The organism is Agrobacterium sp. ST15.13.013 (genome assembly GCF_027956525.1).
In the GTDB taxonomy this organism is placed as follows: Bacteria; Pseudomonadota; Alphaproteobacteria; order Rhizobiales; family Rhizobiaceae; genus Agrobacterium; species Agrobacterium salinitolerans.
Window position 1 is genome coordinate 1 of sequence record NZ_JAQKGP010000130.1, and the last position, 365, is coordinate 365.

1 pseudogene is annotated in these 365 nt (G+C 57.8%); it reads right to left on the bottom strand.

Going from position 1 to position 365, the window contains the following annotated elements:
• Positions 1-189, bottom strand: a pseudogene (locus PL597_RS26215) (hypothetical protein); the annotation flags it as partial.
• Positions 190-365: the final 176 nt, after the last annotated feature.

A 365-nucleotide genomic window follows, 5' to 3' on the forward strand; every position in this document is an offset into this window, starting at 1 on the left:
GTCCGTCGCCAGGGACTGCATTTCACAGCTTTTCTGCAGACGCGCCAGCAGCTCGTCCTGCTCAAGCGGCCAGCTGGCGGCCAGTTTGCCCTCGCGGATCAGGGTAAACAGCGGCACCAGCAGCGGGTCCTGCGGTTGACGGTAATACAGCGAACCCAGCACGCGGCAGAGGATTGAAAACTCGTTCATTCAGTTATTCCAGTTATACAAATTAAAGGTCAGCAAATTCCGGGATCGCCGGCATGCCCCGCGACTCGAGGAAGTTAAGCAGGCGACGCGGAGAAACGTTGAGGATCCTCTCCTCCGGGAAATCGACCGCATCAAGGATCTTGCGGCATTCGGTAAACTCCCCGAGGGTAAAGGCG